The following is a 25811-nucleotide window of genomic DNA, read 5'->3' as shown; positions in this document are numbered from 1 at the left end:
TAATTCACTACCAGGTTTTTTATTTGTTTTGTTATTTGTCAGTTGTCATTTTATTCACTAATGACCAATGACTAATGACTAATGACTACCGAATATACTCTTTGAGAACACTGTTACGATTTGGGTGGCGTAACTTGCGGAGTGCTTTCGCTTCAATTTGACGAATGCGTTCGCGGGTGACGTTGAAAATCTGTCCGATTTCTTCAAGAGTCTTCATCCGACCGTCATCCAAGCCGTAACGCAGTCTGAGAACATCGCGTTCACGAGGACTTAGACTATCGAGGACTTTTTCAAGGTCTTCGCGCAGAAGATTTTTGGAAACTTGGTCTTCTGGGGTTTCACCATCGGATTCAATAAAATCGCCCAATCGAGAATCTTCTTCTTTACCAATGGGTGTTTCTAATGAAATGGGTAACTGGGCAGATTTAGCAATGAACCGCAACTTCTCAATGGTCATTTCCATGCGAGTGGCGATTTCTTCTTCAGTGGGTTTGCGACCCATTTCTTGAGACAGTAACTTGGTAGTTTTCTTAATCCGAGAGATGGTTTCGTAAAGGTGAACTGGAAGCCGAATTGTGCGGGATTGGTCTGCGATCGCGCGGGTAATTGCTTGACGAATCCACCAGGTAGCGTATGTAGAAAACTTATAACCTTTTTCGTGGTCAAACTTTTCGGCGGCACGAATCAAACCGAGACTGCCTTCCTGAATTAAGTCTTGGAACGACAAACCACGATTCATGTACTTCTTGGCAATTGAAACTACAAGACGGAGGTTAGATTGCACCATCTTGTCTTTCGCCCTACGGCCAACATGGAGCCGATAACGAAAAGCCGGCAAAGGTAGTTGTACTGCTTCTGCCCATTCACTATCTCTAGGATCGCGATCTAACTGTTCACAGAGTCTTTCCCGCACTCTCTCTAATTCCAGCAAATCAGCGATTTTCCGCGCCAATTCAATTTCTTCGTCTGCCCGCAACAGCCGAATTCTACCAATTTCTTGCAAGTAAAGCCGAATTGAATCTTCGGTATAGTGCTTCTTCTTGCTTTGTGTCCGACGACGCGATTTAGCGGCTTTTCCAGACTTTGCGTCGTCCTCATCAGACTGAGGCTCTAAAAATTCCTCGTCACCTTCATCGATGATCAGCAAGTCCTCTTCATCGTCTATTAAGAGTTCTTCTAACTCGAGCTCAGGCTGATTCATTATTTCTAGGTCAGGCTGATATATGCTTTCGAGTACGTTGTTAGCCTGGTTCATGCCGCGTTCCTCATGCTCCTTGCAGAATCAATTACTCAAGATGTGTTTACTGCTCTTTTAAACGAGCTATTCATCAACCGAAAATAAACTTTTTGGCGATTTGCCAAAGATATTTTCGGAGGTTTTTTACTTTAGTTTAAGCGATTACTAAAAGTGACTTGCTCATCTTAGTAAATGTTATGTGTGTTGCTATCACACACTGCTTTCAACTAACTGATCAAAAAAAAGACTCGCCTTTACCAAAAAATTTGCCACTCTATACTAATGAGTTCAGACTGTTGGCAGATTTTCCTAGAAAGACTCTTCCGATTGTAGCCTGTTTCACAGAAATTGCACTCTTTTTGTGTATTAATCATGAACTTCTAAAGCAATTATTAGCCACTATTACCAAAAAGACATTAAAAACGGGAGTTATACTCTTAAATTTTTCTCCACTTTTCGGAATTGCAGTGACCCTCTTATTACATTACGAAGTAAGTACGTTTGCTTTTGCTGAATTTCATGTATTTTACACAACATTCATTACTTAGGAAGAGTGAATTTTATGTTAACTCAGAGGATTGGTCTTAATCTACCCATTTTTACATTTCCTTCACAAATTACGCATTCCTTAGACTAAAGCGGTTCTTGACCTTGGGTAAATACAACAAGGGTAATGGTGTTTGCCTTAAAGCAGTTAACCTTCTGCGTACTAATTACCTTAACTTAGGAGTTGAGGCTGTGGCAGATCGACCTGATAGCAGATCAATTTAGGTTTAACTAATTTGGCCTTATTCACACGTTAGCGCACTGTGGCGATTTCAGCCCTATGAAACTTGACAAACTTTTCTTATTGTATACAAGGATATTTTAATCAATACAAAAAGAATTTGTCCTGCGAACTCGCCAATATAGTTTTATTTAAGGCAAAAGTTCATTAGATACATCCGATACAATAGCGATCCCTGCGGCAGTACATGAAGATATTAACAAGTTTACTGCCAGATGGTGTCCGCTTCCAGTAAGCATTACCTCGAATAAAGAGAACCTAGAAGATTGCCTAGATGATTTGGTTACAAACTTGATTTACGTAAGTAATCTGTAAACTTCAATACTTATGTTTAAGTAATTTTTTGTCATCTTATTATGAGAAATCCTCAAAATACTTATTAATTGCTGTTTGATAGATGAGATTCAGTTATTTTCTTAAAGCATAACAAATGTGTTTCTAACTGGTGGACAAAAGAAATCAGCCAGTCAGTGCAAAGAGTATCATCTTAACTAAACTTCCATAAAGTTGGTAGTTTAGCTAACACCAGAAGATTGAATTTTTGTAAAATATTGACAATCAGCAAATTATATGGTTGTCTGCTAACTGAAAAATTTAGAATTTTTATGGTTATGTCGCATTTACCTACCACTTGCGTGGTAAAGCAACCTAATTTTTTTAATCGATTGTTAGCGTCTAGTTTTCGCTAGAGGTAGGTTTAAAAGCCACCCCTACCGAAAACTGGAAATTGTAAGCAATGCTTGAATTACCGTGGTGTTGGGGCGGTTTTTAGATTTGGGGGAAAATTAGGTGGCAGAAGTACCTGGTCAACTATATGAACAATGCCGTTGCTAGCTGGGATGTCTGGCTGAGTCACTTTAGCGTTGTTGACTGTGATTGAATTGCTGGCACGATCAACTGTAATTTGAACAGGACTACCCTCAACTGTTTTAACTTGTCCAGATGTCAATTGCTGGGAGGTAATTCCCCCAGGTATAACGTGGTATGCCAGAAGCTTGACTAATTGTTGTTTGTTTGCTGGCTGTAAGAGTTGGTCTAAAGTAGTTTTTGGTAAAGCAGAGAAAGCAGCATCAGTAGGTGCAAATATTGTGTAAGGCCCTGGTGCAGAAAGCTGTTGAGTTAAGCCTGCGGCTTGCACTGCTCGGATGAGGGTTTGAAACTGTCCCTGGCTGGCTGCTGACTTTGCCAGTTCTGCTAAATTTTGGGTGGCAATGGTGGCAGTAGGAGTTGGCGTGACGGGAGGAACAGTTACTGTAGGACTTTCGACAGGTTGAGCGCAAGCAGATAAAGCAACCAAGCTACTTATGCCAATAATATTGAACAATATTTTTACTATGCCTTTGCTCACTTTCATAGCTTTGTCTAAAATCCATTTAAATAAGGAATTATTGACAATATCTAATGAATTTATGGATATAGTCACTTATCTAACGACATAGTTTGTAGTCTGAAAAATATTAATACAGAAGATTTACATGTTTCGTAGTTTGACATCCTCCCAAAGAGATAGTTTTTATAGCGGTTTTGGATATAAAAAAGGTAATGGGTAATACGTTTTTACCCATTACCAATGTCACAAATTATTGGAGTCGTGCTAGAGAATCGATATTAGATATCTAAATCGGTGAAGTTGAGTTTAGAACCATAGGTTTCGATGAATTCTCGTCTGGGTGCGACGCGATCGCCCATTAAAATTGTGAAGATGCGATCGGCTTCAGCAGCGTCCTCAATTTCGACTTGCTTCATTTTGCGGGTTTCTGGGTTCATTGTGGTGTCCCAGAGTTGTTGTGGCATCATTTCACCCAAACCTTTGAAGCGTTGGATGGTGTAGTTAGCGTTAGCAGGGAATTTAGCAATTGCTTGATCTTTTTCGCGATCGCTATAGCAGTACTCATGATTACGTCCCCGTTCTACTTTAAACAGTGGAGGACAAGCAATATAAATAAAGCCTTGTTCGATGAGCGCTCGCTGATATCGATAGAAGAATGTTAACAACAAAGTCCGGATGTGCGCCCCATCTACGTCAGCATCCGTCATGATGACTATCCGATGATAACGCAGTTGAGTGGAATCGAATTCATCACCTTTGACACCTAAACCGAGTGCTGTAATTAACGCTTGAACTTCGTTATTTTTATAAATTTTGGCATCGTCGGTTTTTTCAATGTTGAGAATTTTACCACGTAGAGGCAAGATAGCTTGAGTGCGGCGATCGCGTCCTTGTTTGGCACTCCCACCGGCTGAGTCCCCTTCCACGATGAATATCTCCGATTCGCTGGGATCACGAGAACTGCAATCTGCTAATTTACCAGGTAATGGCGAAGATTCCAGTACGGATTTGCGCCGAACTAATTCCCGCGCATGACGCGCTGCTTCTGCGGCTTTGAAAGCTTGGATAGCTTTATCTAAAATTGAGTCTGCGATCGCAGGATGAAATTCTAGATACTCGGTGAGGACTTCTCCTACCAAAGAATCAACAATCCCTCGAACTTCAGTGTTACCGAGTTTGGTTTTGGTTTGTCCTTCAAATTCTGGATCTGGGACTTTAACCGAAATTACCGCAGTCAAACCTTCGCGGACATGTTCACCACTGAGGTTAGGTTCATTCTCTTTAATTTTATTGCGCTTGCGGGCGATCGCATTTAATGTCCGAGTCAGAACTGCCTTCAACCCTTCTAAGTGCGTACCACCATCCACGGTACGAATATTGTTAGCAAAACCTAGCACATTATCCGTATAAGCATCAGTACACCATTGCAATGAGACTTCCACTTGTACATTATTGCGTTCCCCCTGTACATAGATAATTTCTTCATGCAGTGGCTGCTTCTCACGGTTCATGTACGCAATGTACTCTTTGATCCCACCCTTGTACTCGTAGGTTTCTACCTTGGCTGTATCGCTTTTTAGTAGTTCTAGACGGTGGTCAGTAAAGGTAATTTTTACACCTGCATTCAGATACGCCAATTCCCGTAGGCGACCTGATAAAGTGATGTAATCAAACTCAATGCTAGTTGTAAAGATTTGGGTATCTGGCTTGAAAGTGACAGAAGTTCCAGTTCTAGCTTCTTTGTAAGGCTTGACTTGCAGTTCACTAACTGGGACACCGCGTTCATAGCGTTGGAGATGAACCTTTTTATCTCGCCAAACTGTAACTTCTACAACCTCAGATAGGGCATTAACAACAGAAATACCAACCCCGTGTAATCCTCCAGAAACTTTGTACCCACCGCCGCCAAACTTACCACCAGCGTGCAGTACCGTCATCACGGTTTCCAAAGCCGATTTCCCAGTGCGCGAGTGAGTATCGACGGGAATACCGCGACCATCATCTGTTACAGTCACTGAACCATCAGCGTTAATATCCACCTCTATATGAGTGCAATGACCCGCCAAAGCCTCATCGATTGAATTGTCCACCACCTCGTAAACTAAATGGTGGAGTCCTCGCGGCCCAGTGGTACCGATGTACATTCCTGGTCTTTTGCGGACGGCTTCCAGACCTTCCAGAACTTGAATCTGATCGGCACTGTAACTGCTCGTCATGTAAACTCTCCTGATGCGTGGGGTTGAAATCGCCTAAAGGCAAATAAAAGTAAAAACACTCCAAAATTGTAACACAAAAGCCTTGCTGGCGTCTGTAGGGCATTTTCTAGAGAAGTTTATACTGGGGTTGCACTGCCGTGGAAGAGGGGCATGGGGAGCAGGGGGAGCAAGGGAGGCAGGGGGAGAAGAACTATTAATCATTGTCTAATGCCCAATGCCCAATGCCCAATGCCCCATAACAAATAACTAATGACCAATGACTAATGACTAAATTAATTGTGATTTGTGGGGCGACGGCAACGGGTAAATCTGGTTTAGCTTTGGCTTTGGCGATGCGGTTGGGTTCTGTAATTCTGAGTGCTGATTCTCGTCAAGTTTATCGTGAGTTTGATATTGGGACGGCGAAACCAACTGTGGCTGAACAAAAATTGGTGCCGCATTATTTAATAGATATCTGCGATCCAGCAGATATGATGACATTAGCAGACTATCAGCAGCAAACACAAGCCTTAATTGCTTCTGTTGGGGTTACACCACTGTTTCTAGTTGGTGGCACTGGTTTATATATACGTTCAATTGTCCAAGGGATGAAAATTCCGAGAGTTGCACCACAGATTGAATTGCGATCGCAGCTTGAATCTCTCGGTCAACCACAACTCTACGCAATGTTACAACAAGTTGACCCCGTTGCAGCACAAAAGATTCATGGCAATGATTTAGTGCGAACTTTAAGAGCCTTAGAAGTATATTATGTTACTGGATATCCGATTTCAGAACAGCAAGGGGAGAATCCCCCCAATTATCCGATTTTGCAAATTGGTTTAGATTGCGATGTTGAAAAGTTGCTTGCTCGTATTCAACAGCGTACTGAGCAAATGATAGCAAATGGTTTGGTTGCTGAGGTGGAGTATCTTAGTCAAAAATATGGCGTTGATTTGTCTTTGTTGAATACTTTGGGCTATCAAGAAATTAAGCAATATTTGGCTGGGGATATTTCCTTAGATGAAGCGAAAGAATTAACAATTTTACATACGCGACAATTTGCCAAGCGACAACGTACTTGGTTTCGAGCCTATCCACAAATTGAATGGTTTGATGCAGATGATCCTAATTTATTAGAAAAGGTTTGGCATCGGATAAATGAGTTTATAAATTGCACAATTTCCTGAGAATTATAAACTTATGCAAAGACGCAAAAAACTTTGCGCCTTTACAGTGAGTGTTCTAGAGATTGTCGGGATCTACGCCCATAGCCCGTAGTCTATCTGCTAGTAATTGGGTACGTTGTTCTGCTTGTTCGGCGCGTTCTCGTTCCTGTTCGGCACGTTGTCGTTCCTGTTCGGCACGTTCATCTCCAGTCGATTAATTTCTCGGAAACACTCAAGTTTATGCTTCTTACTGCTGAATTACTACAGCATAAGCTGCGTCGGGCTGAGAGCCTTAGCAAATTTTGTCCGAAGAGCATAAGCCAGCAATTAACAGGATGTTAAGTTTCATTACCGTTCCAGACAACCTGTCTATGAGAAGCTCGATACCAAGAAGGCGTTAAACTTCGCTCATCATATCTGCTTTATTCAAATTAGGCGATCGCCTTTCACTCCCCCTTTAGCTGCTATTCTTGCAACAATAGTAAACACAGCCATCAACAGCAGCCTGTAAAATGCCATGACAGACACCGCAGTTAGCATTTCTCCCGCCAATATCGAAACCCTTGAGCAGTTATATACCTTCCGAGAGCGCACCGAAGTTTTAGAATTTCTGGATAAACATCCGTTTCTCATTCCCGTGCTGCTAGAAGCACCTGAGAAAATTCGCCACTACTTCCCTGACTCTCAGCTATTTCTGGAAGTTGTTCCAGATCCAGAAATCATCGACTACGTGCTACTGATATTATCTATTCTGATGAAGCTTGATCCTGATGATGCGATCACAAGACAAAAACAAATGGATCTGGATTGGTGGTTAAATAATACAACACACGAGGTACGAAGTCAGTTAATTACGCTTTTAGAATATCCAGATGAATTTTGATTGGTCTGAGTATCTTAAAGTAGCTAAAGAGCTAGCAGGTGCTGCAACTACTTCTGCCAATCAAGAAGCTAAGTTTCGTGCGGCCATCAGTCGAGCGTACTATGCAGCTTTTATCGAAGCACGAAACTACCTGCGCGATCAACAAGGGCATTCAATTCCGACAACAGGTAATGCTCACAAGTATGTCAGTGACCAATTTGATATTAGTTCCGAACCACAGCGTCAATTGTTAGCAAAAGAATTAGTAAAGTTACGACTTTATCGCAATCAAGCAGATTATGTAGATAAATTTCCTGGATTGGCTGGTATTACGTTAATGGCTTTAAATTCATCTGAGGAAGTAATTGCAATTTTAACCAATCTGTAAACATCTACCTTAAACTTTAAAAAACTATGCTTACCCAAGATAAAAAACAACGCAACTGGAAACCTATTCTCAAAGCATTCGAGGCTGTCCTTGGTAAAAATGGTGTGGTGCAACGCCGCGAAGAACTCATTACCTATGAATGCGATGGTTTAACTGGCTATCGTCAACGTCCGGCTGTGGTGGTTTTACCCAGAACTACAGAACAAGTTGCCCAAATTGTGAAAATATGCAACCAGTATTCTATCCCCTTCATAGCACGCGGTTCTGGTACTGGTCTATCTGGCGGCGCTTTACCATTAGAAGACTCAGTTTTAATTGTTACCTCATTAATGCGGCAAATCCTCAGCATTGATTTAGAAAATCAACGGACAGTTGTACAACCAGGGGTGATTAATAGTTGGGTAACGCAGGCTGTTAGTGGTGCTGGTTTTTACTACGCTCCTGACCCTTCTAGCCAAATTATCTGCTCTATTGGGGGCAATATTGCCGAAAACTCTGGTGGCGTACATTGTCTCAAATACGGTGTTACTACCAACCACGTTTTAGGATTAAAAATTGTCACGCCAGAAGGGGAAATTATCGATACAGGCGGACAAATCCCAGAAATGCCTGGTTATGATTTAACAGGTGTGTTTGTTGGTTCCGAAGGTACTTTAGGAATTGCTACAGAAATTACTTTGCGAATTCTTAAAAGTGCAGAATCAATTTGTGTACTGTTGGCAGATTTTACTAGCATTGAAGCTGCGGGAGCAACTGTTTCTGACATCATCAGCGCCGGGATTATTCCTGGTGGTATGGAAATGATGGATAACTTCAGCATCAATGCTGTTGAAGACGTTGTAGCAACTAATTGTTATCCCCGCGATGCTACTGCCATTTTGCTAATAGAAATTGATGGTTTAGAAGTGGAAGTTGCAGGAAATAAGCAGCGAGTTATTGAAATTTGTAAAAAGAATGGGGCACGAAATGTCACTTCTGCTACTGACCCAGAAACCAGATTGAAATTATGGAAAGGACGCAAAGCTGCTTTTGCTGCGGCTGGGCATTTAAGCCCAGATTATTATGTACAAGATGGTGTAATTCCTCGGACTCAGTTGCCTTATGTTCTGCATGAAATTAAGACTTTAAGTGAACAATACGGTTATCGGGTTGCCAATGTATTTCATGCTGGCGATGGCAATCTTCATCCACTAATTCTTTATGATAATTCTGTGCATGGAGCATTAGAACAAGTAGAAGAAATGGGTGGAAAAATTCTTAAACTTTGTGTGCAAGTTGGTGGTAGTATTTCGGGTGAACATGGCATCGGTGCAGAGAAAAAGTGCTATATGCCACAGATGTTTAGCCAAGTTGATTTAGAAACTATGCAATGGGTACGGCAAGTTTTTAATCCTAAAGGGTTAGCAAATCCTGAGAAGATATTCCCCACACCACGAACTTGTGGTGAAGCAGCAAATGCATCGGCACTCAAGCAATTTGAAGGTGTGGAAAGATTTTAAGAAAAAAGAAGTCAGGAGACGCGATTAATCGCGTCTGTACAAAAATTAAGAGTTAGGAGTCATAATTTATCAGGTTTTGGTATCTTAAGTATATTCATAACCAAAATTGGCTCTATATTATTTCAACTATTCTGAGTTCTGAGTTCTGACTCGTGAATTCTGAATCATCATTTCTTTACATCATCCGGAGGATTACAACTTTATTTTGTAGTTATATATATTCCGATCGCACTAGGTTAAGCTTACAAATGAATCGGGTTGCTCGCCGTTGTGTTTCTTACTTACTGTGTTTGGGATTAGTAGCCACCTTAACAGTTTTTTCGCTCTCTTCAGTCTCTTCAGTGCCAGTTTATTCCCAAAATATAAGTCCATTAACTACAGAAATCCGTGGCGTTTGGCTCACTAATGTTGCGAGTGGTGTACTATTTTTTCCTTGGGGTGTTAACCGTGCTATAAACCAATTATCGACTCTCAACTTTAATACAATTTATCCTGTAGTTTGGAACCGAGGACATACTTTTTATAAGAGTGCTGTAGCTAAAATGACTACAGGTTCGGAAACTCAACCTTTGCTCAACTTCATGCACGGTGGACAGGATGTTTTAGCAAAAATAGTAACACTTGCAAAAAATAAAGATTTGAGAGTGATCCCCTGGTTTGAATACGGGTTTATGACGCCACATTATTCACAATTAGCAAAGCGTTATCCTGACTGGTTGACAATTGGGCAAGAAGGTATAAAGTCTACCCAAGATGCTCCACCAGAAGAAATCGATAATGTTTTGGTAAGTAAGGTGGCTTGGTTGAATCCCTTACATCCGCAAGTTCAAGAATTTATCCAAGGGCTAATTTTGGAAGTAGTCAAAGATTACGATGTGGATGGTATTCAGCTTGACGATCATTTTGGGATGCCGGTACAGTTTGGCTACGATCGCTTCACTATTGAACTCTACCAGCAAGAGCATCAAGGCAAAAGTCCCCCAACTGATCCTTTTAACCCAGAGTGGATGCGGTGGCGGGCAGACAAAATTACTGATTTTATGGCAGAAATCTATCAAGCTGTCAAGGCAGTAAAACCCCAAGTTAGAATATCTTTGTCTCCTAACTATCAAGCTTTTGCCTACAAATACTATTTGCAAGATTGGGAAAATTGGGTAAAAAAAGGTTTAGTTAATGAGTTAATTTTACAGGTATATCGAAATGACAAAAACTCTTTTATCGCTCAACTGGAACAATCATCGATAAAATTGGCTCAAAGTCTAATTCCTGTAGGTATTGGGATATCAACGGGAACGGTGCGTAATCCGGTGAAAATGGCACAAATTACAGAACAAGTTCAGGTGGTGCGCGATCGCAATTTTGACGGGATCTCCTTTTTTTACTGGGAGAGTCTCTGGGGTTACATTGTACCCGAATCGCCCCAACAGCGACGCAAAGCTTTTTTTGATCTGTTTAATGCTAAAACTGTCAGACTATTAAAACCAAAGAAACTTTGATGCCATTCGCGCCGGAAAATACTAGATTTAGCTTTATACTGCTCTGGACTTTCGCTACTTTTGGCGGTTTTTTATTGAGTTTACTGTTTATCGAAGTCGGCGATAAACCTGATATTGGGGTAGTAGAGGCGGCTATCGGCGGATTTGCGATCGCAATTCCTCAAGGTTGTCTTCTCAAAGAACCTATTTATTGTATCAGGTGGATTTTGTCAAGTCTTTTGGGTTGGAGTATTATCACCGCGATTAGTATTGGTGCGGTGGGTTGGATAGTACCTAGCACTCAGATTCTTCCCCTGAGAATCCTGTCTGGGGCGGTTTATGGGGCGCTTGGCGGCTTGGGCATTGGATTGGCACAATCATTGGCAATTCCCCAGCATAACGCGTGGCGATGGATATTTGTCTCTTCGGCGAGTTGGGCTGTTGCTGTCCCCGTGGGTTCTGCTGTCGGGATGATTTTACATCGTTTGATGCAGTTATTCTTAGGCGAAGTCATGGGATTAGCCATCACTTGGCTGCTGGTTGGTATCCTCACCGGAATAAATGCTCATAAGTTGCGATTGTGAGTTCTCCCACTCCCTATTCCCTATATTAAGAATTGTAAATTTAATTGATGTATACTGAAGTTTGCACTTAGATATATGCAATAATCTTTAAAAACTGTTAAAGTTTGCCCTAACCTGCAAATGTATTTTCGCCTTCAAAAAGCAGGATTTGTTAAGCTGACTTTCATTAGCTTTCCTAGATTTCTGACAAGAAGTAGAGAAAGATTCAAATTTCGATGAGCAACAGCTGACAATACTTTGCTATAGGCGCTAAAGTGCATCTACTACAAGCGTAACGACAAGAGAGCGCCTAGAAGAGTCAGTAATACCAGACAGGGACTCTCGCATGAATATAAATCCAACGGAATCAACTATGGAGTTGACAAAATTATCACCACCTCAGATTCTCTTCGGCACAGAAGTAGATGATAAAAGTAGTAGTGAGCAATTTCTACTGAGCATGTACGATTCTGTGCAAGCATCAATATTTGTAGTTGATGTTCTGGAGGACGGAGATTTTCGATATGTGGCACTTAATCCCACTCATGAGCAGTGGATAGGCATTCGCTCAGATGATCTCCGGGGTAAAAAACCAGAGGATATTCTCTCCCCCAACGATGCTGCTAAGGTGCGTCAGCATTATGCTGAATGTGTGCTATTCGGCAAAACTATTTCTTACGAACAATGTTTGCAATTCCAGGGGGTTCAGACTTGGTGGAGTACGACTCTCACGCCGTTAAGAGATGCTAACTCCAGGATTTATCGACTGATTGGTACTAGTAGAAATATTACTCCTACCAAGCAAGCAGAACAAGCAGTTGGACTCCAGGTTGAACGGGAACAACTGCTAGAAGCGATCGCTGGACGAATTCACCAATCTGTAGAATTTGAGACAATTCTGCATCAGACAACAATAGAACTGCGGCAATTTTTGAATTGCGATCGCGTCCTCATTTATCGCTTTGAGGCTGATGGCAGTGGGGTAATCATTGCCGAATCAACTGTGACTGATCCCCTGTTGGGAAAAAATATTACTGATCCCTGCTTCAGTGGCAAACATCCAGAACACTACGCGCGAGGTTGCATTCAAGTTGTCGAAGATATTTATGCAGCTGGGTTGCATCCTTGCCATATAGATTTTCTGGCATCTTTGCAGGTGAGAGCCAATCTAGCCGTGCCGATTTTCAAAGAGCAAGATATGTGGGGGCTATTGATTGCCCAGCATTGCCACCAATCGCGTCAATGGCAGCAAACAGAAACGGACTTGACTCTTCAGTTGGCAACTCAAATCGGCATTGCTGCCCAACAGGCAGAACTTCGTCAGCAAATCAAGGATCTCCAAGCAAAGTTGGAGTTGCAAAAACAGAAACAAAAAAATCAGTTGCAGCAGGTGCGAAACTTTCAAGCCTTGGTGCGACGCATGACAGAACAAATCCGCGACAGTCTGGATGAAACTCAGGTGTTGCAGACAGTAACTCAGGAATTAGCAGAGTTACTCAACCTTGACCGTTGCCAAATCGAACTTTATAGTACCTGTCAAACTCTAGTTACCATTACCTACGAGCACAGCATTAACCTCCCTCGGTGTCAAGGATTGACCAGACAGATTGCAGACCGTCTTGAAGTTTATCAGCCACTGTTGCAAAAACAACCATTGCAATTTTTGGAAATTGTCCCTGGATGGCAACCAAAGTTGTTGGTTATGTCCCAGATGGCTTGTCCAATTTTCGATACTCAAGGGATTTTGGGAAACATTTGGTTGACAAGACCGACACAAGAGGCATTTGATGAATTTGAAATCGAGTTAGTGCAGCAGGTTGCAAATGAATGTGCGATCGCTATTCGTCAAGCCCAGCTTTACAAACAAAACCAGGCACAGGTCAAAGAATTAGAAAAATGCGATCGGCTCAAAAACCAATTTCTCAGAAACCTGTCTCAAGAACTGCGGACACCAATAACTAGCATCAGCCTTGCAGTCCAAACCCTCGAAAGTGTCCTCACACCAGCAGAAATATTAGAGATAGAAATAGTTCCACAACTCTTGCAGATTCTGCATAACGAGTGTGCGCGAGAAAGCAAGTTAATTAACGACCTACTCACACTCACATATCTAGAAGCCGAACCCGATCCCCCAACTTTGATTGCCATTGACTTACAAAGCTGGCTTAACCCCATTGTCGAGTCTTTTCGAGACCTCACCACTTGCCAGCGACAGCAGTTAAACCTGAGTGTTGATCCCGCACTCCCGCTTATAGAGACAGATATCACAGATATGGAGAGGATTATCACCGAACTACTCAACCATGTCTGCAAATATACCCCAGCAGGTGAGTCTGTCACAGTCTCTGCTCACCTGACAGAGGACGCAGTAGAGCTTAATATTAGTAATTCTGGGCTAGAGCTTACCAGCAACGAGCTGTCACGGATATTTGAGCCTTTCTATCACCTTTCCAAACATGATCCTTGGAAACATAGCGGCACTGGACTGGAATTGGCATTAGTGCAGAAAATGGTCAGACATTTAGGCGGCTCAATTTATGTAGAGAGTGGAGTCGGTCAAACCACCTTCACCATCAGATTCCCGCTTTAATTAGTTTTTTGGGCGCAGCACTGGCTAAATGGTCAGAAGTCTGCTATCATTGTTATTCGTGCGGGTGACTAGCTCAACGGTAGAGCAGTAGACTCTTAATCTATTGGTTGCGGGTTCAAATCCCTCGTCACCCACTTTTGTACATTAACTAATTGATGTCACTGTTAAGATATTAGGTGTCACATCTATATACTGCTATATCTTTATAAGTATGACAGTATTATTCTTGTGGATGTAACTGATAATTGGATTAATTATTCATTAAATAGAGCCAGAGATCAGTCCTTCCAAATAAAGAATCTGTTGCTCTATCCTTTCAACCCACCTAAAAACTGTCAGCTTGGCACCGAAATTGAGAACCAGTCACAAAAAGTCGATAAAGCTTTTAAAGTAATGCTAATACCGAGAAAAAGCTAATTTACGAATAAGATGGTATATATTTTTTCAACTTTTTCAACCCGCCTCTAGCTGGGAGGGGTGTTGAAACTCTGCGCTTCAAACTCTTGATTTACCAATAGTTCTGAAGGCATTTTTTTCACGTCTCCCAAAATCGCCCGTCAGTTAACACTTAAAAAAACCTGAGTTCGGGTTAACCTGAGTTCGGGATAAGAAATCCTCAAAAGCCTTGAGTTATCGTTGTTCGGTCTAAAGCTCTGTTTTCATCTATTGTCAATAAGACATATTACTAAGATTAATTTCATTTGTGAACCTTATTGACAAAATGATTTCACTTTTATCCCTGCTTTGATCAATTCCAGTTTTATTCAATCCTGACAGAATAAGCTTTTTAGCTTCTGGCTTAACCCGAACTCAGGTTAATTAATTTCTGGAGATGTCTATTGTACAGCTTCCAGTCCCTAGTTCAATTTATCTGCAATAAATTTTCGCCACGTTGATAAATTTCCCGCGCATAATCAGTCCAAGCACCTTGTCCCCAATAACGAAAACAACTGGTTTCCAACAAAAGGTTATGTAAAAGAACGTTACGGTAATGAGATTGTCTGGTAACAGGTTCTGCTGAGTCAAATTGCTGTAATGGATCAAATTTTTGATGGAATAAACTGCTTAGTTGATACATAGGAGACAACACATTTTCATATCCTTTTACCCAACTGATATGATTTGTCCAGGAGGCTCCATCCAGATGAAAATTAGAGTTTGTTTGCTTTAATTCTTGAATGGCATTCTCTACAGCTTCAGGTTGAATATTATCTGATGAAACTCGCTCCCAAATCTGATGTTGTCCCACTGGCTGACAAGTTGGATAGTCTTCAGGTTTGCATCCAGCAGCTTCGATTAATTCTAAATATTCTGTACCACACATCCCAACTACACCTGATTTCCCGCCGCCGTTATTGACCATATCCCACCAAGCTTGTTTAAAGGCGCTAGGAAATTCATTCATCATCACGCCACCGTTTTCACCATCTCCAATTTGGCTAACTATTGGTGGTACAAAAACACTCCCAACCTGTTGTTTCGATAATGTTTTTGCTTCATAATAAGGTTGCATTTGTGCGACTAATTTAGTATCCGAACCTTGGGTTTTAATTAAGGCTGTAATGCTAATTGTTTCGCCTTGAGAATTGCGGGCAACCAAACGATGTGGTAAATGTTTGTGGGTAAGAGATTGACCGCTAATTGTTTCTACAGAATGTTCTTGAACGAGTAACCAGCGATATCCACATTCTTTCAGCGCTTTCACAAATTCAAAGAGAGCATCAGGATGATTTGGTAGATGCATTTCTGGGGGTGAAAATCCTTTAACTCGCGCTAATGCTTCCCAGCCAAAAATTGCCGCAAAGTGATGTTGCCATGCAATTATATGCAATTTAATATCTGCTATGGGTGTGGAAGGAATAACTGCATGACCCCACATTGTACCCAGCCATTCTACATAAGGTTGGTAAGTATGATTGCAAGTAATCCGTTTAAGATTATCGAGCACATCATCGCGTCCCATTTGTCGCAGTCCCCACAGAAGATTACCTGAGTAATCCAACATCACACGGGGATTGCAACCTTGACTGACAAGTTCAGGAATCAAGTCTCCCATGCGGCTGTAACAATGGGCAAAAGGATTTGCGTTGTGGTTATCCCCTTCATGAGGATGTTCAAACATATATTGCAGATTGCTGATGAGTGTACCACCATTTCCAGCAGGTATAGTTGGTTGGTGCATGTGTAAGGCGATCGCAAACACAGCATTTACATCTTCTAAGCGGATATTTGTTGTTGGTAAAAATACTGGCTGATTATGGTTAACTACAGAGAGAACCTCTGTTTCCCAACCAGATATATTCGGCAAGCCATCAATGATTTCGGGCAAAGGAGTATGAGTCATGGGGAAGGAAAGCATTTCTAGTTGCTCCGAAATAAGTTATATCTATAAAAACTTGCGAAAGTATCTAATAGTGCTTGACTCAGGATAAATATAGTAAATACCCTGAGCCATAACATTTTTAGGTCATTTTCAATAACTGCGAACTCAGGCAAGTCTAGTAATCATCAGTGCAGTCTACCCAGATATTCGCATCTTTGTGTTCTACTTTTTGATAAAGTTTGTTTACGTTCTGCGGATGCACCAAGTAAAGATAGCTAGGCTTCATTTCTGGTTAGGTAGATAGATTGCACTTATGGCACAGAATGATGGATAATTAGAAGTCCTTTCATAAAATCTTGGATATTTATTCCTTATTGAATCATTTGGGGTAGTTTCAATTAGGCGTTCTACTACAAAGCAATTATCATTTAAAGAATTAACTATTGTTTCAAAAGTATGATGATAACTTACTAATTCCATTTCATCGAACATATTCTATCTATATTCGCGATCGCGGCTGTAAATTCTGGAGGTAGAGTTGATAGCACTTTAATTAAAGCAGTTAGACCGCCTGCTGAGGCTGCGATCGCCACAATATCAAAGGCAGCATTCTTAAAGTGAGGTAGATGGTTTTTGGCATTTTCTGCCATCTGAGTTATGATTTTTTGGCTCTCACCATCAGACAAACTTTTTTAGTTACAAAAATCATTAATAAATATAAAACTTTTCGTCTTTAATCCAAATATATGTTATCCTAACCCTTTTTTTATTAAAAGAATAACTCAATCCTCCTGTTCTAAAATGCGTTTTGCCTGTAAAAGTTGCTGTTTATGTTCCTCACTAACTGTCGGGTATTGCAGATTTAGTTCTTCTAATTTTGTGCAGATGATATTGGCAACAGTCAGGCGTGTAAACCATTTGCGATCGGCAGGAATAATATACCACGGGGCCCATTCTGTACTAGTATTGTTAAAAATTTCTTCATAAGCATTCATATAATCATCCCAAAAAGCTCGTTCTCGGACATCGCTATCTGAAAACTTCCAATTTTTTTCAGGAAAATCAATCCGTTCTAAGAAGCGTTTTTTCTGCTCTGCTTTTGAGACATTCAAAAAAAACTTCAGGACAATCACACCATTATTTACCAAATATTTTTCAAAATTATTAATTTCTTCAAAACGCTGCTTCCATATCTTATTCCCTTCAGGTAAGTGGGGAAGTTGTTGCTTTTTCAGCATTTCTGGATGGACACGAACCACTAATACTTCTTCATAGTATGAACGGTTGAATATTCCAATTCGACCTCTTTCTGGTAAAGCCTTAGTTGTTCGCCACAGGTAGTCATGGTCTAATTCTTCCGCACTGGGGCCCTTAAAACTAAACACTTGAAATCCTTGCGGGTTCACACCAGAGGTCACATGTTTAATTGTGCTATCTTTACCAGCAGCATCCATTGCCTGAAAAATAATTAACAAAGAATATGTGTTTTGAGCGTAGAGAATATTTTGGTAATTTGCTAGCCTTTCAACATCTACTTGTAATTTAGTTGCAGCATCAGCTTTTTCATGAAACTCAGTCTTATAGGCTGGATCATAGTTTTTTTTCAGAGAAATCTTTGAACCTGGTGGAACAATGAAAGCATCGTGATTCATAACTTTTAACCAATTCTGGGAGTTTAAATCCCTCTTCATCATCGATAAGTTTTGTGGTTCTTTCTAAATTCCTGTTATAAAACTTAATGACGTAAGCGTACCTCTACTCTTAAGCAAAGTAAGTGCAGCATCTCGTAGACAACCCTTTCCTGCGGAACGCTACGCGAACCCGTAAGGTATTACGAATTACGTTTACTCAGCACTTGCTATTTTGATAAGAGGCAGAGGGGAATGAAGAAGCAGGGGAGCAGGGGGAAAAGAGGAAACTTTTTTCCCTGCAAAGCGCACCCTGCCCCAATTCCTCTTTTCCATCCCCCCTGCTCCCCTGCTTTTTTTACTTCCGTCGCCTTGGCATAGGACGCATCGCTTCACGGCCCAACATAAACATCCCTGCAACACCCAAACTGACAAACCAAATATATTGATACCAGTACTGCCGAATTTGCTCACCCGTACTGAGTTCAGGACGCAACGTGTTTAAGTACAGCAGCAGTACTAATATCATCAGCGCCCCAAAACCAACAAAGCTTAAGCCAACACTAATGCGTGCATGTCGCAGTTCAAAATCACTAATAGTGTCTAGGTCAATTTCTGCCAATTCCTTAAAAGAATCATCTGCCAAAGATGACGTTGCTTGGAATTTATTTCTTAGTTTTGGTGGTAAAATCGGCAACAATGTAGCTACGGTTGGGCGGCGTAGCAAAGCCTCAGTATCTCGCAGCAATTCTAATGGCTTACGGCTAATAGTTGGTTGAGCAAACTCTATGTTGTCTGTAGGAGTTGGGGCATTAGCTTTGCTTTCAAAATCCATAGTAAGCTTCAGAAGAACCAGGATATAAATAGCCTAGCGAATCAGGAGACAAATACGCCAAAATAATTATGAATTACGTTAGCATAGCGTCTCATAGAGAGGAACGAGCGTCATTACAAATTATCAATTACCCTCATCCATCTCTTTTAATGTAGCTAATGCCGACGGAGATAAGAGACTTAAATAGCGGAATATCCAGTATTTAAAGATAGTGTTTAAAATTACCGGAAATGTGGCAATAAAGAAAAATACTATGGTTTTATTGTCTGGTAGTCCTAAATGTGCTGCTAATCCTTCAAGAATAACCTCCCACCCTTCTGGTGAGTGAAATCCTACGAATAAATCTGTAGAAAGAATGATTAAAAAAGCCTTGGCACTATCGCTTAATCCATAAACAATATTATCTATAAAAGATTTCACAATTACAATTTCTTTTTTGCTTATAATGACAATTATACTAAAAGAAATTAATGATATTAAATCAGCAAATACATTACTAATAACACTATTATATTTTATGTGAAATTCCTCAGCTATCTCAATGGCTTTGTCTTTTATTTTTTCTTTTATTACTTCTGAAGAAATTTGTGGGGCTAGATTTAGGAAATATTCAAACCTCAAGCTTTGTTGATAGTTATGCAATTCATGGAGAGCTTCTTTTTCCATATCAGAATTGATAAAAATTTGGGTTATATTGTTTTCTCTGTTTCTTTCTAATATGGGATATACTAAAAAATTCTTAGATAATTGCTGGGTTAAAAAGGGTACAATAACTAACGTTAGTATAAATCTAATAGAAATTTTTGTTCTATTCTTAGAAATTCGGTAATTTCTAACGAACTCTTCTTCCGTCTGCGGTACCAAATTTGCTTTGATTCTATTAAGTCTTTGACCCCTAAACCTCGATAATAATCTAGCTTGTAGAGATGGAGGTTGAGGTTGAATATTGTTATTAATATTAAATGATGACTGTTTGTTGATTTGGTCTTGGTTAACTTGTAGTTGTTGAGAAGTTGATATTAATGCATTGTTGCTAATTAATTCATCTTTGAGAGCGTACCTCTCTACAACTTCATCAATAATTTTCAGATTTTCTAACAATACAGAATTAGAGATATTTAAAATTTTTCGACTAAGGCGAAACTCTATAAGTCTTACTTTGATAATAGTTAAATTCTTATCGAGGTATCCTTGCCAATAAGACATCACATTTTCAGTATAATTTACTGATTGTGAAGATATTTTCTTGCCGTCAAAATGTTCTATCTCAATGTTTTTAATTCTTTGAGCGGCTTGTTGAGCTTCTAAAAGTGCCCTTTCTGGTGTATCTAAAAACCAAACGTTAAGCGATCGCAAATAATCTTTGAGATTTTGGCGAAATAAATTTGCAGTTCTGGCGAAGGGGTTTTTCATTATATATGATTCTCTATATAATGCGTATAATAGTTATATAAACATTAAAAATGGGTAATATCTAGTTTAAAATAATATTTTTTATTAATCATTACACAAGATATATTAGATAAATTTATTATTTCGAGATTTCGAGTCTACACGTATTAGAGGATTAGGTACAGGGGGCAGGGGGGGCAGGGAAGAAATAACTAATGCTCAATGACTAATGACTGTCCTTTGTTAAAAACTCGCCTTATGATGGTCTGATGCTATATCGGCACAAAATAAAAGTTGGTCACTAGAAGCAAAAAATTTGAACCATAATTTATTGGCAATATGAAACTCAGTCTGTGCATGATTGTGAAAAATGAAGCAGCAACACTGCCTAAATGCCTGAGCAGTGTCCAAAAAGTGGTAGATGAAATGGTAGTCTTGGATACAGGCTCAATCGATCGCACTCCTAATATTGCCCAACAACTGGGTGCAAAAGTCTATCATTTTAAATGGTGTAATGACTTCAGTGCTGCTCGCAATGCAGCTCTAAAATATGTGACTGGAGATTGGATTCTGGTATTAGATGCTGATGAAACTCTCACACCAACAATTATACCGCAGTTGCGAGAGGCGATCGCAAGAGATGAATACCTGCTCATCAACCTCGTCCGCCACGAAATTGGTGCAGAACAATCTCCCTATTCTTTGGTTTCCCGGCTGTTCCGCAATCATCCAGATATTTGTTTTGATCGTCCTTATCATGCCTTAGTGGATGATAGCGTGTCAGGAATTATAGCCAAAGAACCTCATTGGCAAGTAGGTTATTTACCAGGAGTGGCACTTTTACACGTAGGATATCAAAAAAGTGCGATCGCTCAAAATAACAAATATGCCAAAGCAGCTACAGCAATGGAAGGATTTCTCGTTAGTCATCCTGATGACCCCTATGTTTGCAGTAAATTAGGGGCATTGTATGTGGAAACAGGGAAAATTACCAAAGGTATGGAGTTGCTTAGACGAGGAATTACTACTGCTGAAGAAAACTACGATATTTTATATGAACTCCACTATCATTTAGGCATTGCCTACAGTCGGTTGCAAAAAACCCCACAGGCTATTTCTCATTATCAAGCTGCGATCAAATTGCCAATTTACCCCATGCTCAAATTAGGAGCATACATCAACTTGGGTAACTTACTCAAAGCAGCAGGAGATTTAAACGGTGCAAAAACTGCTTACGCCACAACTTTGAAGATTGACCCTAATTTTGTTTTTGGACATTATAATTTGGCGATGATATTTAAAGCTTTGGGTTTATTTACAGATGCGATCGCATATTATCAAAATGCAATCGCGTTAAATCCCAACTATGCCGAAGCCTATCAAAATTTAGGAGTAGTGTTGCTGAAAGTTGGCAATCATCAAGATAGTTTAACAGCTTTTAGAAAAGCGATCGCCCTTCATGAAAGGTATAATCCCGAAGAGGCGAAGAGACTACGCCACGGGTTGCAAGAGATGGAGTTGATGTAGGTGTGAGATGGCATTGGACAGGATACATATTATTCCGCCTTCTCGGCAGATTATATTGGGTAAGATTGGGTAAGGCTGCACCAATTCCTGAAAAGCAAGCGTTGAGGCAAAGTGCGATCGCTCTCCACACAGCACTACACTAGAAAGTAAGATGCTCACAATAGCCTATGAACGCCACGACAACCACTTTCCCTTCTACACTCAAATTGAAAATTGACTTAACTGATGAGCAATTTTTCCAAATGTGTCAGAAAAACCGTGATTATCGATTTGAGCGCACAGCATCAGGGGAAATATTAATTATGTCACCTACAGGTAGTGATACTGGCAAACGTAATGTTAAAATTACCACTCAATTAGATATTTGGAACTCTGAGACTAATTTAGGCGAAGTTTTTGACTCTTCAACCGGTTTCACCCTACCTAATGGTGCAGAACGTTCTCCTGATGCTTCTTGGGTAAAAATTGAGCGGTGGAATGCTTTAACCCCAGAACAACAAGAAAAATTTGCCCCAATTTGTCCTGATTTTGTAGTAGAGTTGCGTTCTCGTACTGATTCTTTGAAAGAATTGCAAGAGAAAATGCAGGAGTATATCGAAAATGGCGCTCAATTAGGCTGGTTAATCGACCGAAAAAATAAGCGAGTAGAAATTTATCGTCCAGGTAAAGATGTAGAGATATTAGACAATCCTGCTAGTTTATCAGGAGAAAATGTGCTACCTGGATTTGTGTTGCATTTAGACCAGATTATGTAACTTTATCGATTAGGATATACATGGCGCATTTGAAAGCGACTTTCTTCCCAAAGTGGCAGCAAAGCCTGTTTAGCAGCATTTAATTGAGCTTGCGAAAAAGAAATTTTCCCATTTTCAATAATCCAAATAAATGCCCGAGTTATTAAATCTGCCTTTAAACTATTCTCGTATTCACAATTATTTATTCTTGCTACTTGCTTATCTAAGCAATCTATAGCATGTTTAAAAGTTAAGTTTTTCCAGTCTGTGAAATTGTTAGAAATTTCTTCTTGCCTATTCGTCCAATCAATTTTACGCAAATTTCCTATAATATAGTCTATGCCTATTATGGATGAATCAGTATTACGCACCAGATTAGTATAGGCTTGATAATATGGTTTCAAGAGCGCAGCAACAATATTTTCTATATATATATTTAGCCAAGATTGTATATCACGAAGATAAGGGACTAAATCTTTGAGATTATCAATTTCTGTAATAAGCACACGTTCACTTGTGTAAGTCGTGATTTTGGTTAGCAATTCAGCTTCCGATAGTTGAGACTTTACTGAGTAATAATTAATAACTTTTGGTATATATTTCTCTAATAACCACTGTTTGGTATATCTAGCTGTCCAGGTTCCTTGTATTCCAATATTTTGCTGCCATAAGGCTAATTTACCTGTCTCAATAGATTTTAGATTAACATCACTTAGCTCATAGATGATATTAATTTGATTATTAGGCAATATATCTAATCTTCTATCAAGTTTAGGTAATATAAATGTATGATCGCGAATTCCCAGGCTTACTCGAATTGATATATCTTTTCTATGGAAGAGATGCCATTCTGACTTGCCTTTAGTATAATCAAATTCATTAACAAACTGCTGCATTAACTCCCATAAGTCTTGTCTTACAGAAAAAAGGATAAAGCCTTGACTCTCTGTAAATTTTACAAATTCATAATTCCATGTTTCTAAAGCATTTTCAAATTCAATTATTAAATTTTTATATTCTTGGCAAACTCCATCAATACAAAAACACAAATCTGCTACTTCTAAGTCTGATAAAATTAAAGTTGTTTTACCTAAATATACCTCAAAAGTATTTTTATTTAACTGTTTAAAAAACCGACGACATCCCCAATCTGGCTGAGTGTGCAATCCAGTCATTAATTGACCTAAAATATCTTGATGATTTAAGTGGATTTTTAGACCTCTTAAAATGAGACTGCTGAACTCTATTTCACAATTACCCTCTCCAAAAGCTTTAGGTAAATTACATGCGATCGCTACTTTTTTTCTTACAATAACCAAGCGGTAGCCTTCTCTATTAGCGCAAGGCTCAAAATCATATTTTTCTAAAACATCCTGTAAATCTGGATGGTGTCTAATTAATTTTTCTATTAATTTATATTTAGTGTTTTTTAAAATGTTGGCTGTATTATCGATGTTTTTCACACAATCAAAGTTTAGTTGATTATAAAATTTTGAAGCGATATCATTACTTTTAAGTTTATCTATATTTATATCAAAAATCAATTCATTTTTATAGCAATGTATACATTTAAATACCTTAATATCATATCCGTTAGTGATAATAAAAAACAGCGTATTAAATTGATTAATGTAAAAATTATCTTTCTCAAGAGCATCATTTAATTTAACTGTTTGAGGTTCTATTACTTTAATAAAAACAAGTGAGCTACCAGTATTTTGTTCCTGAATATCATTTTGAATATAATAAATATAGCTATTTTCTGATTTAAATGTTTTTAAAGGGTATTCATGATGACATTTTTCTGGATAACAGAGATAGTGAAACATTGGGAAAATAAACTTTTCTTTTACATCATCTTCATTTCGTAAAATCCGATGGTCAAAACCTTGTATCCATGTAATAAATTTTTTAATCGGTTCTGGAATAGTCATCAGAAAATTTACCCGCTAGTATAAATTTGCTATGCCTTATTTTGTTTGTGTAATTAGCAATTTATCAAGTCAGGTTGAATAGTATAGTTATTTTGAATACTATAATGAAGCCAATGTCTTGAATTTAATATCAAAGCATCTAAATTTTGTAAAAATATGTCCAGTCCTGGCGAATAAAATTGGGACTCCATTACCTGCAATGTGAAACCTGTCTTCTCTTGAGGGAGACGCTAGGCGAACAATGCAATGGCTTGGCTCTATAGCAGTTTCCGCATAGATAAGGTACAGAAATAAATAATTAAACAGATACTTGTAGGGGCACACAGCTGGCTGTGCGCCCCTACCGATGTAATATTGAACAAAGCACTAATTAAGCAAAGGCAAAAATTGGCGAATTAACCCAATTGTTACTGCTGGTAACTCCAACTGCGGCGTTAACCCCACATCTTCCAACTGTTGAAAAAATCGGATTGCTTGGGGATTAATTTCGGCAAGGCGGCGACCAATTGAGGGGCCTGTAAATTCTGACCTTTGTCCCCAAATAATGGCGGTGGGAGTGGTCAGTTGTTGAATGTAAAGGGATAAATCAAAGCATAAATCGCCACGGACAAAGGAGAGTGCTGCATACTCAGCATTAGGCTGTTGGGCAGATTGTAAATAAGCATCTACAATTTCTTGGTACACTCGATTAGACTGAGCAAATTGCCGTTGCTCTAAGAAACTGCGAATACCCCCACTGGTGGCTACTCCAGTGCTGTAAAGTAAACGGTCAACAACGGGAACGCTGATTAACTGGGCAAAAAAACTACGAGAGTAGTCTTCGCCAAAGTCGGAAAGTCCGGCTGGGGTAGTGAGAATTAAAGACTTGAATAAATCAGGATGATCTGATGCTACTCGAATTGTAAAGGCTGCGGTCAAAGAAGAAGCGATCGCTGTTACTGGCCCGGTACAAGTCTGCTCGATAAATTCCCGAATCGTGGTTAAATAATCTTCAATCTTATAACTTCGTGCCGGATGCTCAGACCTACCCCAACCGATTAAATCTGGCGCAATGACCCGATATTCGGCGGCAAAAGCCGGATATACTTTCGACCACTCATAAGCAGAAGATCCACCACCAAAGCCGTGCAGAAACACTAAAGTTTCCCGATCATCTTTTCCTGTAAAATTGTCCTGCCAAGGTGACTTAGCGGCTGTATAATATACCATCCTACCTAGTGAGGTATTTATAGAGCGTTGTTCAAATCCTTGTGGTTGAAACATAAGTACTTTTTGTTGACTGTAGTAATTAAGTATTGTGAGTAATAAAACAGATATGTAAGTGCGTGTACCCGGAGAAAGCG

General features: G+C 39.7%; 20 protein-coding genes and 1 tRNA gene. 11 read left to right on the top strand and 10 right to left on the bottom strand.

Features of this window, described 5'->3' with window-relative positions:
* Positions 1–85: 85 nt before the first annotated feature.
* The 3 genes from rpoD to gyrB all read right to left on the bottom strand — a co-directional run bounded on the left by rpoD (position 86) and on the right by gyrB (position 5570).
* Positions 86–1255, bottom strand: a complete 1170-nt coding sequence (gene rpoD, locus CDC33_RS16620; RefSeq protein ID WP_094353188.1) for an RNA polymerase sigma factor RpoD — start codon at positions 1253–1255, stop codon at positions 86–88.
* Between the two features lie 1514 nt (positions 1256–2769).
* Positions 2770–3378: a fasciclin domain-containing protein gene (locus CDC33_RS16610; RefSeq protein WP_109009400.1), complete on the bottom strand. Its 609-nt coding sequence runs from the start codon at positions 3376–3378 to the stop codon at positions 2770–2772.
* Positions 3379–3632: 254 nt separating this feature from the next.
* Positions 3633–5570 carry a DNA topoisomerase (ATP-hydrolyzing) subunit B gene (gyrB, locus tag CDC33_RS16605; protein ID WP_109009399.1) on the bottom strand — a complete coding sequence of 646 codons (1938 nt, stop codon included), beginning with the start codon at positions 5568–5570 and terminating at the stop codon, positions 3633–3635.
* Between the two features lie 263 nt (positions 5571–5833).
* Here gyrB and miaA point away from each other — a divergent pair, with 263 nt between their 5' ends.
* From miaA to CDC33_RS16565, 8 genes are all read left to right on the top strand, one after another.
* Positions 5834–6739 carry a tRNA (adenosine(37)-N6)-dimethylallyltransferase MiaA gene (gene miaA / locus CDC33_RS16600; protein ID WP_109009398.1) on the top strand — a complete coding sequence of 302 codons (906 nt, stop codon included), beginning with the start codon at positions 5834–5836 and terminating at the stop codon, positions 6737–6739.
* Between the two features lie 496 nt (positions 6740–7235).
* The gene (locus CDC33_RS16595) at positions 7236–7601 is read left to right on the top strand and encodes a magnesium transporter (RefSeq protein ID WP_109009397.1); all 366 of its coding nucleotides are present in this window, start codon (positions 7236–7238) and stop codon (positions 7599–7601) included.
* Positions 7591–7968 carry a HEPN domain-containing protein gene (locus CDC33_RS16590; RefSeq protein WP_109009396.1) on the top strand — a complete coding sequence of 126 codons (378 nt, stop codon included), beginning with the start codon at positions 7591–7593 and terminating at the stop codon, positions 7966–7968. Before CDC33_RS16595 ends, CDC33_RS16590 begins: the two co-directional genes overlap by 11 nt.
* A 26-nt stretch (positions 7969–7994) precedes the next feature.
* Positions 7995–9467 carry a glycolate oxidase subunit GlcD gene (gene glcD, locus CDC33_RS16585; RefSeq protein ID WP_109009395.1) on the top strand — a complete coding sequence of 491 codons (1473 nt, stop codon included), beginning with the start codon at positions 7995–7997 and terminating at the stop codon, positions 9465–9467.
* Between the two features lie 248 nt (positions 9468–9715).
* A complete protein-coding gene (locus CDC33_RS16580; RefSeq protein ID WP_109009394.1) occupies positions 9716–10963 on the top strand; it encodes a glycoside hydrolase family 10-like protein in 1248 nt (415 codons plus the stop codon).
* The gene (locus CDC33_RS16575; protein ID WP_109009393.1) at positions 10963–11526 is read left to right on the top strand and encodes a hypothetical protein; all 564 of its coding nucleotides are present in this window, start codon (positions 10963–10965) and stop codon (positions 11524–11526) included. The genes CDC33_RS16580 and CDC33_RS16575 overlap by 1 nt, the downstream gene beginning before the upstream one ends.
* Positions 11527–11851: 325 nt before the next feature.
* Positions 11852–14095, top strand: coding sequence for a PAS domain-containing sensor histidine kinase (locus CDC33_RS16570; RefSeq protein ID WP_109009392.1), 2244 nt, complete (start codon positions 11852–11854; stop codon positions 14093–14095).
* Between the two features lie 62 nt (positions 14096–14157).
* Positions 14158–14229 (top strand) — tRNA-Lys (locus tag CDC33_RS16565).
* Positions 14230–14957: 728 nt separating this feature from the next.
* Here the strand turns inward: CDC33_RS16565 and CDC33_RS16560 are convergent.
* The 5 genes from CDC33_RS16560 to CDC33_RS16540 all read right to left on the bottom strand — a co-directional run bounded on the left by CDC33_RS16560 (position 14958) and on the right by CDC33_RS16540 (position 20294).
* Positions 14958–16454, bottom strand: coding sequence for a polysaccharide deacetylase family protein (locus CDC33_RS16560; RefSeq protein ID WP_109009391.1), 1497 nt, complete (start codon positions 16452–16454; stop codon positions 14958–14960).
* A gap of 434 nt (positions 16455–16888) precedes the next feature.
* Positions 16889–17104 (bottom strand): hypothetical protein, encoded by a 216-nt coding sequence (locus CDC33_RS16555; protein ID WP_244919249.1) that lies wholly within the window; start codon positions 17102–17104, stop codon positions 16889–16891.
* Positions 17105–17200: 96 nt separating this feature from the next.
* Positions 17201–18070 carry a polyphosphate kinase 2 family protein gene (locus CDC33_RS16550; RefSeq protein WP_109009390.1) on the bottom strand — a complete coding sequence of 290 codons (870 nt, stop codon included), beginning with the start codon at positions 18068–18070 and terminating at the stop codon, positions 17201–17203.
* A gap of 334 nt (positions 18071–18404) precedes the next feature.
* Positions 18405–18881, bottom strand: coding sequence for a hypothetical protein (locus CDC33_RS16545; RefSeq protein WP_109009389.1), 477 nt, complete (start codon positions 18879–18881; stop codon positions 18405–18407).
* A 123-nt stretch (positions 18882–19004) separates the two neighbouring features.
* The gene (locus CDC33_RS16540; RefSeq protein WP_109009388.1) at positions 19005–20294 is read right to left on the bottom strand and encodes a proton extrusion protein PcxA; all 1290 of its coding nucleotides are present in this window, start codon (positions 20292–20294) and stop codon (positions 19005–19007) included.
* Between the two features lie 318 nt (positions 20295–20612).
* On the opposite strand from CDC33_RS16540, the gene CDC33_RS16535 reads away from it, so the two are divergent.
* The 3 genes from CDC33_RS16535 to CDC33_RS16530 are packed head-to-tail and all read left to right on the top strand — an operon-like array spanning position 20613 to position 22555.
* Positions 20613–21800: a tetratricopeptide repeat protein gene (locus tag CDC33_RS16535; protein WP_181374036.1), complete on the top strand. Its 1188-nt coding sequence runs from the start codon at positions 20613–20615 to the stop codon at positions 21798–21800.
* Positions 21801–21802: 2 nt separating this feature from the next.
* Complete coding sequence (locus CDC33_RS38825; protein ID WP_181374035.1) at positions 21803–21943, top strand: hypothetical protein; 141 nt, start codon at positions 21803–21805, stop codon at positions 21941–21943.
* Positions 21944–21967: 24 nt separating this feature from the next.
* Positions 21968–22555 carry a Uma2 family endonuclease gene (locus CDC33_RS16530; RefSeq protein WP_109009387.1) on the top strand — a complete coding sequence of 196 codons (588 nt, stop codon included), beginning with the start codon at positions 21968–21970 and terminating at the stop codon, positions 22553–22555.
* A gap of 2 nt (positions 22556–22557) precedes the next feature.
* Here CDC33_RS16530 and CDC33_RS16525 read toward each other — a convergent pair whose 3' ends face one another.
* Both CDC33_RS16525 and CDC33_RS16520 read right to left on the bottom strand, forming a co-directional pair.
* Positions 22558–24468 carry a hypothetical protein gene (locus tag CDC33_RS16525; RefSeq protein ID WP_109009386.1) on the bottom strand — a complete coding sequence of 637 codons (1911 nt, stop codon included), beginning with the start codon at positions 24466–24468 and terminating at the stop codon, positions 22558–22560.
* Positions 24469–24834: 366 nt separating this feature from the next.
* Positions 24835–25731, bottom strand: a complete 897-nt coding sequence (locus CDC33_RS16520; RefSeq protein ID WP_109009385.1) for an alpha/beta fold hydrolase — start codon at positions 25729–25731, stop codon at positions 24835–24837.
* Between the last annotated feature and the right edge of the window lie 80 nt (positions 25732–25811).

Origin of the sequence: Nostoc commune NIES-4072, assembly GCF_003113895.1 — a bacterium.
GTDB lineage: Bacteria > Cyanobacteriota > Cyanobacteriia > Cyanobacteriales > Nostocaceae > Nostoc > Nostoc commune.
This window is presented reverse-complemented; position numbering and strand designations above follow the sequence as displayed.

What these genes read in the sequence shown, in the direction of transcription:
- CDC33_RS16520 (WP_109009385.1), bottom strand. Translation starts at nt 25,731, where the DNA reads ATGTTTCAACCACAAGGATTTGAACAACGCTCTATAAATACCTCACTA.
- CDC33_RS16525 (WP_109009386.1), bottom strand. Translation starts at nt 24,468, where the DNA reads ATGACTATTCCAGAACCGATTAAAAAATTTATTACATGGATACAAGGT.
- CDC33_RS16580 (WP_109009394.1), top strand. Translation starts at nt 9,716, where the DNA reads ATGAATCGGGTTGCTCGCCGTTGTGTTTCTTACTTACTGTGTTTGGGA.
- gyrB (WP_109009399.1), bottom strand. Translation starts at nt 5,570, where the DNA reads ATGACGAGCAGTTACAGTGCCGATCAGATTCAAGTTCTGGAAGGTCTG.
- CDC33_RS16575 (WP_109009393.1), top strand. Translation starts at nt 10,963, where the DNA reads ATGCCATTCGCGCCGGAAAATACTAGATTTAGCTTTATACTGCTCTGG.
- CDC33_RS16545 (WP_109009389.1), bottom strand. Translation starts at nt 18,881, where the DNA reads ATGGATTTTGAAAGCAAAGCTAATGCCCCAACTCCTACAGACAACATA.
- CDC33_RS16560 (WP_109009391.1), bottom strand. Translation starts at nt 16,454, where the DNA reads ATGCTTTCCTTCCCCATGACTCATACTCCTTTGCCCGAAATCATTGAT.
- glcD (WP_109009395.1), top strand. Translation starts at nt 7,995, where the DNA reads ATGCTTACCCAAGATAAAAAACAACGCAACTGGAAACCTATTCTCAAA.
- CDC33_RS16550 (WP_109009390.1), bottom strand. Translation starts at nt 18,070, where the DNA reads ATGAATCACGATGCTTTCATTGTTCCACCAGGTTCAAAGATTTCTCTG.
- CDC33_RS16590 (WP_109009396.1), top strand. Translation starts at nt 7,591, where the DNA reads ATGAATTTTGATTGGTCTGAGTATCTTAAAGTAGCTAAAGAGCTAGCA.
- CDC33_RS16540 (WP_109009388.1), bottom strand. Translation starts at nt 20,294, where the DNA reads ATGAAAAACCCCTTCGCCAGAACTGCAAATTTATTTCGCCAAAATCTC.
- CDC33_RS16570 (WP_109009392.1), top strand. Translation starts at nt 11,852, where the DNA reads ATGAATATAAATCCAACGGAATCAACTATGGAGTTGACAAAATTATCA.
- CDC33_RS16535 (WP_181374036.1), top strand. Translation starts at nt 20,613, where the DNA reads ATGAAACTCAGTCTGTGCATGATTGTGAAAAATGAAGCAGCAACACTG.
- miaA (WP_109009398.1), top strand. Translation starts at nt 5,834, where the DNA reads ATGACTAAATTAATTGTGATTTGTGGGGCGACGGCAACGGGTAAATCT.
- rpoD (WP_094353188.1), bottom strand. Translation starts at nt 1,255, where the DNA reads ATGAACCAGGCTAACAACGTACTCGAAAGCATATATCAGCCTGACCTA.
- CDC33_RS16595 (WP_109009397.1), top strand. Translation starts at nt 7,236, where the DNA reads ATGACAGACACCGCAGTTAGCATTTCTCCCGCCAATATCGAAACCCTT.
- CDC33_RS16530 (WP_109009387.1), top strand. Translation starts at nt 21,968, where the DNA reads ATGAACGCCACGACAACCACTTTCCCTTCTACACTCAAATTGAAAATT.
- CDC33_RS16610 (WP_109009400.1), bottom strand. Translation starts at nt 3,378, where the DNA reads ATGAAAGTGAGCAAAGGCATAGTAAAAATATTGTTCAATATTATTGGC.